The sequence below is a fragment of the Streptomyces sp. NRRL F-5727 genome, from assembly GCF_000719555.1.
Lineage (GTDB): Bacteria > Actinomycetota > Actinomycetes > Streptomycetales > Streptomycetaceae > Streptomyces.
This window is the reverse complement of record NZ_JOGX01000002.1, coordinates 150,505-161,791: the sequence shown is the minus strand read 5'-3', so window position 1 is coordinate 161,791 and position 11,287 is coordinate 150,505. Positions and strand designations below refer to the sequence as shown.

Annotated in this window: 10 protein-coding genes; 4 read left to right on the top strand and 6 right to left on the bottom strand. The window is 75.3% G+C overall.

The window, feature by feature from the left end:
• Positions 1 to 28 precede the first annotated feature (28 nt).
• Entirely contained in the window at positions 29 to 1,273 is a 1,245-nt protein-coding gene (locus tag IF73_RS0102285; RefSeq protein WP_078867908.1) for an amidohydrolase, read from the top strand.
• On the opposite strand, the gene IF73_RS0102280 is transcribed toward IF73_RS0102285, so the two are convergent.
• On the bottom strand, positions 1,270 to 2,421 hold the full coding sequence (locus tag IF73_RS0102280) for a hypothetical protein (RefSeq protein ID WP_031002845.1): 1,152 nt from the start codon (positions 2,419 to 2,421) through the stop codon (positions 1,270 to 1,272). The two genes, IF73_RS0102285 and IF73_RS0102280, sit on opposite strands and share 4 nt — an antisense overlap.
• A 226-nt stretch (positions 2,422 to 2,647) precedes the next feature.
• Between IF73_RS0102280 and IF73_RS0102275 the strand changes: the two genes are divergently transcribed.
• On the top strand, positions 2,648 to 3,472 hold the full coding sequence (locus IF73_RS0102275) for an NAD-dependent epimerase/dehydratase family protein (protein ID WP_031002843.1): 825 nt from the start codon (positions 2,648 to 2,650) through the stop codon (positions 3,470 to 3,472).
• Positions 3,473 to 3,673: 201 nt separating this feature from the next.
• Here the strand turns inward: IF73_RS0102275 and IF73_RS0102270 are convergent, their stop codons facing one another.
• A complete protein-coding gene (locus IF73_RS0102270; protein WP_031002841.1) occupies positions 3,674 to 4,639 on the bottom strand; it encodes an AraC family transcriptional regulator in 966 nt (321 codons plus the stop codon).
• A 65-nt stretch (positions 4,640 to 4,704) separates the two neighbouring features.
• Between IF73_RS0102270 and IF73_RS0102265 the strand changes: the two genes are divergently transcribed.
• Positions 4,705 to 4,944 carry a hypothetical protein gene (locus IF73_RS0102265; RefSeq protein ID WP_031002839.1) on the top strand — a complete coding sequence of 80 codons (240 nt, stop codon included), beginning with the start codon at positions 4,705 to 4,707 and terminating at the stop codon, positions 4,942 to 4,944.
• A 36-nt stretch (positions 4,945 to 4,980) separates the two neighbouring features.
• Positions 4,981 to 6,222, top strand: coding sequence for a TerD family protein (locus IF73_RS0102260; RefSeq protein ID WP_234338135.1), 1,242 nt, complete (start codon positions 4,981 to 4,983; stop codon positions 6,220 to 6,222).
• Positions 6,223 to 6,240: 18 nt separating this feature from the next.
• On the opposite strand, the gene IF73_RS0102255 is transcribed toward IF73_RS0102260, so the two are convergent.
• The 4 genes from IF73_RS0102255 to IF73_RS0102240 form a co-directional block, all read right to left on the bottom strand.
• Positions 6,241 to 7,260 (bottom strand): 1-aminocyclopropane-1-carboxylate deaminase, encoded by a 1,020-nt coding sequence (locus IF73_RS0102255; protein WP_031002837.1) that lies wholly within the window; start codon positions 7,258 to 7,260, stop codon positions 6,241 to 6,243.
• Positions 7,261 to 7,293: 33 nt separating this feature from the next.
• Positions 7,294 to 7,995, bottom strand: a complete 702-nt coding sequence (locus IF73_RS0102250; RefSeq protein ID WP_031002836.1) for a GntR family transcriptional regulator — start codon at positions 7,993 to 7,995, stop codon at positions 7,294 to 7,296.
• 123 nt (positions 7,996 to 8,118) lie between these two features.
• Positions 8,119 to 9,564 carry an alkaline phosphatase PhoX gene (locus tag IF73_RS0102245; RefSeq protein WP_031002835.1) on the bottom strand — a complete coding sequence of 482 codons (1,446 nt, stop codon included), beginning with the start codon at positions 9,562 to 9,564 and terminating at the stop codon, positions 8,119 to 8,121.
• A gap of 139 nt (positions 9,565 to 9,703) precedes the next feature.
• Positions 9,704 to 11,152, bottom strand: coding sequence for a hypothetical protein (locus tag IF73_RS0102240; protein ID WP_031002834.1), 1,449 nt, complete (start codon positions 11,150 to 11,152; stop codon positions 9,704 to 9,706).
• Positions 11,153 to 11,287: the final 135 nt, after the last annotated feature.

Here is an 11,287-nt window from a genome sequence, read left to right as displayed (position 1 = left end):
GCGGGCCTCGACCACCGGCCCACATGGTATACCAAAAGGGTTCCGTCAGACTCCGAAGGAGAGCTCCGTGAGCCCCACGCCCCGCACCGCGACCCTCTTCCACGACGTACGGCCCCTCGGCGGGCCCGCCGGCGACCTGATCGCCGTCGACGGGGTGCTCGTCGCGGAGCTCCCCGAGGGCGTGGCCGTGGAGCGGGTCGACGGCGGCGGGCGCCTCGCCCTGCCGACCCTGGTCGACGCGCACATCCACCCGGACAAGACCTCCTGGGGCGAGCCCTGGCACCGCCGCCGCCCCGCCACGGGCATCGCCGACCACGTCGCCGGGGACGTCGAGCTGGCCCGCGCGCTGCCCACCCCGGTGGGCGAGCGGGCGCTGCGCCTGATGTCCCACGCGGCGGCCCGGGGCACCCGCGCGATGCGGGCCCACGCGGACGTGGCGCCCGCCTTCGGCCTGGCCGGAATCGAGGGCGTCGCGGAGGCCGCCGCCCGGCTGGCCGGGATCGTCGACGTCGAGCTGGTCGCCTTCCCGCAGCACGGCGTGGTCCGCGAGCCGGGGGCGGCGGAGCTGCTGGCGGAGGCGGCGGCGAGCGGTCTGGTCAGCCATCTGGGCGGCATCGACCCGACCGGCTTCGACGCCTCCGGCGGCGGGGAGGGCGACCAGCTGGGGCTGGTCTTCGGGCTGGCCGAGAAGCACGGCCTGGGCCTCGACATCCACCTGCACGACCGGGGCGAGCCGGGCCTCGCGGTGATCCGGGACATCGCCGCCCGCACCCGGGCGGCCGGCCTGCACGGCAGGGTGGCGGTGGCGCACGCCTTCGCCGTCGCGGGCCTGGCAGGCCGGGAGCTGGACGAGACGGCCGACCTGCTGGCGGGGTCCGGGGTGGCGCTGACCACGGTCGCCCTCGGCGAGACCACGGTGCTGCCGTTCCGGCGGCTGGCCGAGCGCGGGGTGACGGTCGGCCTCGGTTCGGACGGCGTCCGCGACAGCTGGAGCCCGTACGGCGACGCCGACATGCTGCACCGCGCCTGGCTGGCCGGCTGGGCCCTGGACGCCCGGCTCGACGAGGAGCTGGAGGCGTGCTTCGGGATCGCCGCCCACGGCGGGGCGGCGCTGATGGGCCTGCCCGCCGCCGACCTGCGCCCGGGCTCCCCGGCCGACTTCATGCTGGTCGAGGGCGAGTGCCTGCCGCAGGTCGTGGTGGACCTGCCGCGCCGGGACCTGGTGGTCCGGGCGGGCCGGGTGGTGGCCAGGGACGGGCGCCTGGTCGGCTAGCCGAGCCGCGCCAGGGCGGTGCGGACCGCCGACAGGTCGGCGTCGGAGGCCAGGCCCGCGTGGTAGAGCCGGAGTTCGGTGGCGCCGTCGGCGAGGGCGCGCCCTGCGTCCTCGGCGAGCCGGGCGGGGGCGCCGCCCATGCCGCTGACGACGGAGAGGTTGGCGGCGAGGGTGGAGCCGGCCGGCAGGTGGGCGGCGAAGGGGCCGAGCCGGCCGGGGCGGGCGACCACGCCGTCGGCGAGGCCGAGGATGTGCGCGGGGTCGGTGCCGGCGTCGGCGCCGCAGGCGTACGGGTCCGGGTCGGCGTGCAGCAGGACGCGGAAGCCGGGCGGGGCGGCGGCCCGGACGGCGGCGACGGCCGCCTCCTGGAGGGCGCGGGCGGTCCGGGCGCGCCAGTCGAGGACGGGCGCGGCGAGGTCGCCGAGCTCCCCGGCGGGCCCGGTGCCGGCCCAGACGGGGGCGAGGGCGGCGCGGACGGCCGCGGCCAGCGCGTCGGGGTCGGCGCCCCCGTCCGCGTACCCCTGCCGGCAGTGGGGGCAGAAGCAGAGCGAGAGCAGCAGCCGGGCACGGTCGTCGAGCGGGACGCCGCCGGTCTTGTCGTGGGCGTGCAGATGGGCGTAGCCGTACCAGCCGCAGGACTCCAGCTCGGTGCCGGCCGCGCCGGGGCGGACGGCGGCCTCCGCGGCGAGGTCCACGAGCAGGGCGCGGACCTCGGGGTGGGCGACGCAGGGGGCCCAGGGGTAGCGGTCGCCGTGGGCGTTGACCACGGACGTGTCCGGATGCTCGGCGCCGAGGCGGGAGTTGTGGGCGAGGACGACCCAGCTGTGCACGGCGAGGCCGGTGGAGCCGAGGGCTTCGGCGGCGCGCGCCCAGGCGTCGCCGGGGGCCCAGTCGCCCGCCGGGTACGGGGCGAGCCGGCGGCCGGCCCAGCGGGCCGGGTCCGGCGGATAGAGCACGGCGGCGTGTTCGGCGGTGACGACCCGGCGGGCCGGGTGGCGGGGGGCGAGCGCCCGGGTGGAGTGGTAGGCCGCGGCGAGGGTGACCTGGTGGACGCCGAGCCCGGCGAGGAGCGCGGGGGCGGCGGGGTCGCCGTCGACGTCCCAGGGGTAGAGGAAGGCTCCCGCGCGGGGACGGGCGGGGGTGGTCACGGGCGCTCCCGGAGTACGCGGCACAGGATCAGCGTCGTTCACATCCATGAACGACGCTGGCACGCTAGCCCGCCCCGCCGACCCGGTCAAGAGGAACGCACCTGGCCGCACAGCGCCTTGACGACCCCTCGGCCCCTCCCTAGCGTGTCCACGTCCGTGAATGCAGCACATCCGTGACCGGTCGTGGCCACGGCCGGCCCCGCGTCCCAGCCGAGGAGAACCCCCGATGCCCGCACCCCGCACGCTCCTCCTCACCGGTGCCGCCGGCGGCGTCGGCACCCTCATGCGGGAACTGCTCCCGGCCCACGGGTACGCGCTCCGCCTCCTCGACGTCGCCCCGGTCCCCGGCGCCCCCGACGCGATCGTCGCCGACCTCGCCGACCGCGCGGCGCTGCGCGAGGCGGTCCGCGGGGTGGACGCGATCGTGCACCTCGCGGGCATATCCCTGGAGGCGGACTTCGACGCGATCGTCGCCGCCAACATCACCGGCCTGCACCACCTCTACGAGGCGGCCCGCGAGGAGGGCGTCGGCCGGGTCGTCTTCGCCTCCAGCAACCACGCCGTCGGCTTCACCCCGCGCCCGCGCGACGGCGAACCGCCGGTGCCGGTCACCACCCCGCACCGGCCCGACACCTTCTACGGCCTCTCCAAGTGCTTCGGCGAGGACCTGGCGCAGCTGTACTGGGACCGGCACGGCATCGAGACGGTCTCCGTCCGCATCGGCTCCTGCTTCCCCGAGCCCACCTCGGTGCGGATGCTCTCGCTCTGGCTGAGCCCCGGCGACTGCGCGCGGCTGCTGCACGCCGCGCTCACCGCGCCCGACGTCGGCCACACCGTGGTGTACGGCTCCTCCGCCAACACCCGCGAGTGGTGGGACCTGTCGACCGCCCGGGCCCTCGGCTACGCGCCGCGCGACGACTCGGAGGCGTACGCCGAGAAGCTGATCGCCGAGCAGGGCCTTCCGCCGGAGGGCAGCCCCGACGACCGCTACCTGGGCGGCGGCTTCACCGTGAACGCCCCCCGCTGGCCGCACCCGGCCCTGATCCGGTGATCCGGCGCCGCCTGGGACAGAGCGGCCGTCCTCGGGCCCGGCCGGTGATACGGGGGAGCCGGCCGGGCCCGGTTCGACGGCGCGCGCTGGCAGCGCCGGACGCGACCACGGTAGGCCGCCTCCAAGATCATCGCGAGCCGCGGAACGCGGTCCCTGTCCGGAATGCGCGGCCGGCCGGAGCACAGGGGCGCACCGCCCGGCTCAGGGCGCCGTCCGCAGGGTCCGCGACGGGGACTCGCCGAACCTCTCGCGGTAGCGGGCGGCGAACCGCCCCTGGTGCGCGAAGCCCCAGCGCCAGGCGACCTCGCTGACGCTCACCTCGTCCGGCTCCGCCGCCCGCAGCTCCTCCCGCACCCGTTCGAGCCGGACCTCGCGGACGTACGCCATCGGCGACATCCCGACGTACTCCCGGAAGGACTCCTGGAGCCGGCGGACGCTCACGCGCGCGTGGGCGGCGAGTTCGGTGGTGGTGAAGGGGTGTTCGGGGCGCTCCCGGACCGCGTCCATCGCGCGCTTGACCGGTGCCGGGCGGCGCGGCCCGCCGGGGTGGGCCAGCTCGTCCCGCCAGGGGTGCTCGGCGGCCAGCAGCAGGCCGTTGAGCAGCGCCTCCTGGAGCGGGCGGGCGACGAGTTCGTGATGGGCGAGGCCCTCTCCGGCGAGCGCCTCGGCGGCGACCCGGCGGGCGAACCGCACCCAGCTGAGGCCGGGGCCGCGCGAGATGTCGAGGCCGGGCCGGAAGACGAGGCCGCCCTGCGGCGGCCGGCCGAGCAGGCTCTCCAGCCGGTCGCGGAGTTCGGCGGCGCCGACCTTGACGGAGAGGATCCGACCGTCGCCGCTCCAGCGGTCGAGGAAGGTGTCCCCGGCGGGGTCGAGGAGCAGCGCCTCCCGGGCCGAGGCGTGGACGGCGGGGCCGCGGCCCTGGCGCATCTCCATGACGCCGCTCATCGGGGCGTTGACGTGGTACGCGCCCAGCTCGCCGAAGCTCATCCGGACGTCGGCCCCGCAGCTCAGGTCGCCGATGACGAGCGGTCCGAACTCGACGATGTCGAACCGGGCCGCGAAGGTCCGGTGCTCGTCGACGACGTCCATCCGGCTCGTGTAGTAGCGCGCGTCGAGTTCCTGACGCGCCTCGTCGACGTCCCCGGTCTTGAAAGAGCTCCCACCCACAGCACCCACGATGCGAAAGATAATTCATATGACGGACCCGTCCGGGACCGGGCAGGATGCCCGGCATGCCACGACCTCAGGGCTTCTCGTACGAGGAGCGCAAGGACGGCTCCGTCGTCCTCACCCACCACGGCCGGCCCGCCGGGACGCTGCGCGGCGCCCGGGCCGCGAAGTTCCTGGCCGAGGCCGCGTCCGGCGACGTCCAGCTGCTGATGGCCCGCTGGACGGGGGCGTACCGTTTCGGCAACGAGCGGCAGGCGCGGAACCATCCGCGTAACCAAGGTGGCCGAACCCGTCGTGGGTAAGGGAACGGCAAAGCGGCCCGGATCGTTGAGCCTGGCATGACCGCAATGACCCCCGGCTCGAACCTCCCGCTCACCGCCCCCCGTGTCGCGGTGGACGTCGCCGCCCCGGTGCGGCTCGACGTCTCGGGCCTGCTGCTCGGCGCCAACGGCAAGGTGCGCTCGGACGACGACTTCATCTTCTACAACCAGCCGGCCGGGCCCGGTGTCACCTACCGCTCCGGCGGCGGCACCGCGCCGGACGCGATCCTGGTGGACACCGGCGGCCTGCCCGCCGGCATCGAGAGGATCGTGGTCACGGCCAGTCCGGACGCCGCAGGACAGACCTTCCAGGGCATCGAGCCCACCGCGACCGTCCGCGACGCCGACAGCGGCGCGGTGATCGCCACCTTCACGCCTCCGCAGCTGGCCACGGAGACGGCCCTGGTGGTCGTCGAGATCTACCAGCGCAACGGCGCCTGGAAGGTCCGCGCCGTCGGCCAGGGGTACGCGAACGGCCTGGCCGGCATCGCGACCGACTTCGGCGTCTCCGTGGACGAGGAGCCGGCCGCCCCCGCCGCCCCGGTCGCCCCGCCGGCGCACACCCCGCCGCCGGCGCACACGGCGCAGACCCTGCCCTCGTTCACTCCCCCACCGATGCCGCCGGCTCCCCCGGTGGACCCGCGGGTCGCCGCCGGCGCTCCGGCCGCCCCGGCCCCCGCCGGCAAGATCAACCTCGACAAGGGCCGGGTCAGCCTCCAGAAGAACCAGACGGTGTCGCTGGTCAAGGGCGGCCGCCCGCTGCTCTCCCAGGTGAAGATGGGCCTCGGCTGGGAGCCCGCGTACCGGGGCAAGGACATCGACCTGGACGCCTCGGTCATCGCGTACGGCCCCCAGCGCAACCACCTGGACAGCTGCTACTTCGGCAAGCTGACCATCCTGGGCGGGGCCGTCCGGCACTCCGGTGACAACCTGACGGGCGAGGGCGCGGGCGACGACGAGGTCATCACCGTCGACCTCGGCCGGCTGCCGGCCGACGCCACCGGCCTGGTCTTCACGGTGAACTCGTTCTCCGGGCAGAAGTTCACCGAGGTCGCCAAGGCGTACTGCCGGCTGATGGACGCGGCCACCGGCGAGGAGCTGGTCCGCTTCGACCTGACCTCCGCCGAGCCGCAGACCGGCGTGATGATGGCCAAGCTCATCAAGCAGTTCTCCGGCGAGTGGGAGATGACCGCGATGGGCGAGTTCGTGAAGTCCCGGACGGTCCGGGGCATGGTGAAGCCGGCCGCCCAGGCGCTCTGAGCGGCCGGCCCCGGCGCGCTACGCGAAGAGCGCGCTGTAGGCGTTGAGGGCGGGCTGGCCGCCGAGGTGGGCGTAGAGCACGGTCGAGGAGCGACCGATCTCGCCCCGGTCCACCAGGTCGATCAGCCCGGCCATCGACTTCCCCTCGTAGACGGGGTCGGTGACCATGCCCTCGGTGCGGGCGGCCAGCCGCATCGCGTCGAGGGTGGCCTCGTCCGGGACGCCGTAGACGCCGGCGTGGTAGCGCTCGTCCAGCTCCACGTCGGCGCCGGAGAGTTCGCGCTCGACGCCGATGAGGGCCGCGGTGGAGCGGGCGATCCGGGTGACCTGCTCATGGGTCTCGGCGGGCTTCGCGGAGGCGTCGATCCCGATGATCCGGCGCGGCCGGCCGCCCTCCTCGGCGAGCGCGGCGAAGCCGGCCACCATGCCGGCCTGGGTGGAGCCGGTCACCGAGCAGACCACCACCGTGTCGAAGAAGACGCCGTGCTCCCGCTCCTGCTCGGCCACCTCGTAGGCCCAGTTCGCGAAGCCGAGGCCGCCGAGCGGGTGGTCGGAGGCACCGGCCGGGATCGCGTACGGCTTCCCGCCGCCCTCCTCGACCTCGCGCAGCGCCTGCTCCCAGCTCTCCTTGAAGCCGATCCCGAAGCCGGCCCGGACCAGCCGCACGTCGGCGCCGGCGAGCCGGCTGATCAGGATGTTGCCGACCTTGTCGTAGACGGCGTCGGGCCAGTCGACCCAGCTCTCCTGCACCAGCACGCACCGCAGCCCGGCGCGGGCGGCGACCGCCGCGACCTGCCGGGTGTGGTTGGACTGCACGCCGCCGATGGAGACGAGGGTGTCGCAGCCCTGCGCGAGGGCGTCCGCGACCAGGTACTCCAGCTTGCGGGTCTTGTTCCCGCCGTACGCGACACCGGAGTTGCAGTCCTCGCGCTTGGCCCAGAGCGTGGCCCCGCCGAGGTGGTGCCCGAGCCGTTCGAGGGGATGGACCGGGGAGGGCCCGAAGAGCAGCGGATAGCGGTCGAAGTCGGTGATGGGCACGGGCGGCTCTCCCTGGGGTGGCGGGGGGCGGGGTCACGCCATCGACGGCGTGGGCGCGGGGATCCCGGTCACCTCGGCGACGTCGATGGCGTCGTCGGCCAGCTGCTCCAGGGCGGCCCAGATCTCGCTGGTGATCCGGACGGCCTCCTCCGCGTCCCCGGCGGCGCAGGCGTCGATGAGGCGGGTGTGGAGCTCGGCGGAGGCGCAGCTGTCGGCGTCGCCGAAGAGCCGGCGCTCGATGCGGCGGAGCAGCGGGGTGTAGCGGTCGATGGTGGCGGCGGCGGCGTGGTTGCCGCTGGCGCCGACGAGGACCTGGTGCAGCTCGTCGTCGGCGTCGAGGGCGGCCTCGACGTCGGACGCGCGGACGGCGGCGGCGAAGCGCTCGTTGGCCTCCCGCATCGCGCGGATGGCCTCGGGGCCGAGCAGCGGGACGGCGGTGCGGGCGGCGAGTTCGTGCATCACCCGGACCACGGAGGCGGCGTCGCGGACGATCCGGCTGACCGGCCGGGTGACCCGGGTGTAGCTCTGCGGCTTGGTCTCGACGAGGCCCTCTGCGGTGAGCCGGGCGAGGGCGTCGCGGACGGGCGCGCGGGAGAGTCCGAGCCGCTCGGCGAGGTCGGCGTCCTTGAGGAGGGCGCCGGGGGCGAGGTCGCCGCGCACGATCGCCTCGCGGAGCGACTCGTAGGCCCGGTCGCGCAACAGGGTCCGGCCCACGGGCCGCAGAACGTCGTCCATGGACTGACAGGTTAGATGTCAGTCCATGGGGCCGACAGAGGATCTTGGAACCTGGCGGGAACCCGACGGGAACCCGACGCGAATCCTCACAGCCTCCCCGGTGGACCGGGGGGCGACGGTGTGTCAGCGGCGGGGCTGGCGGCGCCAGGGGCCGGTGATCGCCACCATGATGCCCGGGTTCTGGATGCAGGCGTACAGGGTGTCGCCGTCGGGCGAGAAGACGACGCCGGCGAACTCGCTGTCGTTGAGGTCGTTGCGGGCGATCGGGTAGGTGCGGCCCGAGTCGGTGGCGCCGATGAGGTGCTGGACGCCCTCGCCGTCCTCGGCGATGACGATCCCGCCGTACGGGGAGACGGTGATGTTGTCCGGGGCGTCGTAGGCGCCGTCCTGGTCGGGCGCGGGGTTCACGCCGAAGAGCACCTTGAGGGTGAGGGTGCGGCGCTTGGGGTCGTAGAACCAGACCTGGCCGTCGTGGGCCGCGCCGGGGCTCTCCTCACGGGCGTACGAGGAGACGACGTAGGCGCCGCCGTCGGCCCACCACATGCCCTCCAGCTTCCGGCCGCGGGTGACCTGGTCGTCGGCGAACTGCTTGCGCACGGGCGTGGTGCGGGCGTCGCGGTCGGGGACGTCCACCCAGTCGACGCCGTAGACGGTGCCGATGCGGGTGGCGCGGGAGAGGTCGTCGACGAACCGCCCGCCGGAGTCGACGCACTTGGCGGCCTGGAGGACGCCGGCGTCGTCGGCGAGGGTGCGCAGCCTGCCCCGGCCGTGCTCGAAGCCCTGCGGCGGGACCCAGCGGAAGAGGAGGCCGTTGGGCTTGGAGGCGTCCTCGGTGAGGTAGGCGTGGCCGCGCTTCGGGTCGATGACGACGGCCTCGTGGTCGTAACGGCCGAAGAACTTGAGGGGCTTGGGGTCGAGGTTGGCCCGCCGGTCGCGGGGGTCGACCTCGAAGACGTAGCCGTGGTCCCTGGTCATGCCGTTGGTGCCGGCGAGGTCGGAGTTCTCCTCGCAGGTCAGCCAGGTGCCCCAGGCGGTGCGGCCGCCGGCGCAGTTGGTGGAGGTGCCGGCGATGCCGACCCACTCGGCGACGGTGCCGTCGCGGTGCACCTCGACGACGGTGCAGCCGCCGGCCGCCTTCGGGTCGTAGACGAGGCCCTCGGCGAGCGGGACGGGGAACTCCACCTTGGCGCGGTCGCCCTTGATCTCGTGGTTGTTCACCAGGTACGTGGTGCCGCGCGGGCCGGCGAAGGCGGCGGTGCCGTCGTGCTTGGCCGGGGTGAACTCGCCGCTCTCCAGGCGGGTGACGCCGGTGCGGGTGATCACCCGGTAGGTGAAGCCCTCGGGCAGGGCGAGGAGTCCGTCGGGGTCGGCGACGAGCGGGCCGTAGCCGAGGCGGTGGTGGCCGCGGGCGTGGTCGTCGGCGTGGTCGTCGGCCGGGCCGGGGACGCCGTGGGCGGCCTCGTCGCTCGCGAGGGCCTCGGGCGCGGTGGCGAGCACACCGACGGCGCCGGTGAGGGCGAAGCCGGCGACGGCGGACTTCTGGGTGAACTCTCTGCGGTTGAGCGCCATGGTGTGCGGTCTCTCCCCAAGCTGGGTGCCGGTTGTCGCGCACACCCTCGCCTGTCCACGGGAACGGCGGCTGAACGCCGTGGGAACGGCCGCGGAGCGCCTTCTCCGGTCCGGGGAAAGGCGCTCCGTCGGCGGGGGATCAGGCGGAGCCGGTGCGCGAGCGGGCCTTGAAGGCGGCCTTGCGGGCCTCCTTGGCGGCCGTCTTGTCCGGGTGGAGCCGGCCCATCGCGTCGAGGACGTCGGCGGTGGCCGGGTGCTCGACCCGCCAGGCGGTCTCCAGGAAGCCGGTGTGGCGGCTGGTCAGGCCCTCGATGAGCTCCTGGAGCTCGGCCGGTTCGCCGGAGGCGTCGAGCTGGGCGGCGATGGTGTCGACCGCGAGCCAGAAGATCATGGACTCCGGCGGCGGGGGCACGTCGGAGGCGCCGCGCTCGGCGAGCCAGACGCGGGCGAGGCCGCCGAGCTCCGGGTCGTCGAGGACGGCGCGGACCACCGGCTCGGCCTCGGGGCCGACGAGCGCGAGGGCCTGCTGGCAGTGGAGGCGGCGGAGCGGGGACTCGGGGTCGGAGCCGCGGGCGGCGGCGAGGAGGTCGGCGGCGGCGGGCACCGGCTCGCGGCCGGCGAGCCACGCCTCGGTCTCGGCGCGGGCGGCGGACTCGGGGTAGCCGACGAGGCCGGCGAGGAGGGTGTCGGCGTCCTTATCGGCGAGGTCGCCGACGGCGGGGGCGGCGACTCCGGCCTCCACCATGCGGGTGCGGACGCCGAAGAGGCCGAGCGGGGTGAGGCGGACCATGCCGTAGCGGGTGACGTCCTCGTCGTCGACGGGCGGCGCGGGCTCCTCGCCCTCCTCGGCCATCAGGGCCTCGTCGACGGGCTGGTACGCGACGAGGCCGATGGGCTCCAGGAGGCGGAACTGCTCGTCGAGCCGCATCATCGCGTCGGAGACCTGCTCCAGGACGTCGTCGGTGGGCTCGCCCATGTCGTCGGGGACGACCATGGAGGCGGCGAGGGCGGGCAGCGGCACGGGCCCGTCGCCGGGGCCGCCCTCGCTGACGGTCAGCAGGTAGAGGTTGCCGAGGACGCCCTCCAGGAAGTCGGCCTCCGCCTCCGGGTCCCAGTCGAGGGTGTCGAGGTCGAGGCCGCCGTCCTCGTCGAGCAGCGGCTCCAGGTCGTCGAGGGCGGGGGCCACGGCGTCGGCGAAGACGGCCTCGAAGGCGTCGAGCCAGAGGGCGAGCACGTCCTTGGGCGCGCCGCCGGTGACGACGGCGAGGTTCTCGCCGGGGGCGGCGGTGCCGGGGGTGTCGTCGTCGGCGCCGTCCTCGACGTCGACCAGGCCGGTGTCGACGGCGAGCCGCCAGGCGTCGCCGGCCCAGTACTCGGCGTCCTCGTCGTCGCCGAGGCCGAGGACGCCGGCGGCGTCCGGCAGCTGCTCGTCGACGAGTTCGCCGCCCGCGCCGACCCGGGTGTCGGGTCCGGCCCAGCGGGCGAGGCGGACGGCGTGGGCGAGGAGGGGGGCGGCCAGGGCTTCCCGAGCCAGCTCCGCGTCCGAGGGCAGCCGAACGGGGGGAAGGGTGGGGTGCTCCGCAGCCATGTGGGGGATCTCCTCGACGCGCGCGTGGATCGGTGGGGTGCCCGGTGGGGACCGGCCGGCACCGGGGTGGGGCCGGCGTCTCAGCGTAGACGCATCCGGGGGGCCGCCCGCCGGTTCACGGGCCCGTCAGCCTTC

Excerpts from the sequence above, each read along its gene's own strand:
- IF73_RS0102275 (WP_031002843.1), top strand. The coding sequence starts at position 2,648 with ATGCCCGCACCCCGCACGCTCCTCCTCACCGGTGCCGCCGGCGGCGTC.
- IF73_RS0102265 (WP_031002839.1), top strand. The coding sequence starts at position 4,705 with ATGCCACGACCTCAGGGCTTCTCGTACGAGGAGCGCAAGGACGGCTCC.
- IF73_RS0102260 (WP_234338135.1), top strand. The coding sequence starts at position 4,981 with ATGACCGCAATGACCCCCGGCTCGAACCTCCCGCTCACCGCCCCCCGT.
- IF73_RS0102250 (WP_031002836.1), bottom strand. The coding sequence starts at position 7,995 with ATGGACGACGTTCTGCGGCCCGTGGGCCGGACCCTGTTGCGCGACCGG.
- IF73_RS0102245 (WP_031002835.1), bottom strand. The coding sequence starts at position 9,564 with ATGGCGCTCAACCGCAGAGAGTTCACCCAGAAGTCCGCCGTCGCCGGC.
- IF73_RS0102240 (WP_031002834.1), bottom strand. The coding sequence starts at position 11,152 with ATGGCTGCGGAGCACCCCACCCTTCCCCCCGTTCGGCTGCCCTCGGAC.